This is a genomic window from Oleiphilus sp. HI0066, from assembly GCF_001635725.1.
Genome location: NZ_LWFH01001726.1, coordinates 1 through 776 on the forward strand (window position 1 = coordinate 1; position 776 = coordinate 776).

General features: G+C 38.5%; 1 protein-coding gene. It reads right to left on the reverse strand.

What is annotated here, in order from left to right:
* Window positions 1–165: 165 nt before the first annotated feature.
* On the reverse strand, window positions 166–776 hold a 611-nt coding region (locus A3738_RS31630), incomplete at its 5' end, for a hypothetical protein (protein WP_197474075.1).

The following is a 776-nucleotide window of genomic DNA, read 5'->3' on the forward strand; positions in this document are numbered from 1 at the left end:
GTATGAAGAAATTGCATCATAGCTCCTTAACTTGATTGATAACGAATTTGAATAGGAAGAGTACTAAAAAGAGGTAAAGAGACAAGTTTTGTTTTGTAAGAAATCCAATAAAAAAGGCAGAGTAAAACTACTCTGCCTTTCACGTTCACTCGATCTTGCCTGCGGCTATTTTAGCTTGTAGTAAGTTGGTACAAGACTAGATAAATCGTTGATTGATGCAACACGCTTAAATACGGGACTATCTAAGTCTTTATCAGGGAAGAACCCGAGCATAATCTCAAGCTCACCACCTTCTGATAATTTGTTTATCCAATCCCCTTCTAACACACCTGCATTTTTTGCTTGAATACGATCAAAAGGAATCAAATCACCACCGTTTACACGAATACCAATACCAGCAAGATTCTCATCAATGTCTGAAGAGCTGTTCACTTCAAGCTTTTCTGAGGTCAGAGTTAGCCATACTTGAGAATAAAAATCGCCATCACCCATTTGCATAGTAGGCGTTTTTAAAACAAGCGCACCCTGTTCCTGATAACTGGTACCTAAAGACCACAATTTTAGACGCACCGGAAGATCTTTTTTACTCACATTCAATGCGTTCTTTGTAAGATCTTTCTTTGGTTTTTCAGCTTTTACAGGAACCTTAGCTTTAGCAACCTTTTCTTGAAGTTTAGGTTTAGACTTCGGCTCAGGCTTCGCTTTTTGTTCTGGCTTATAAGCTTGCTTTTGCTGATCTGCAACAACAGGTACATCAACAGGTTTCTCTTCGGTTT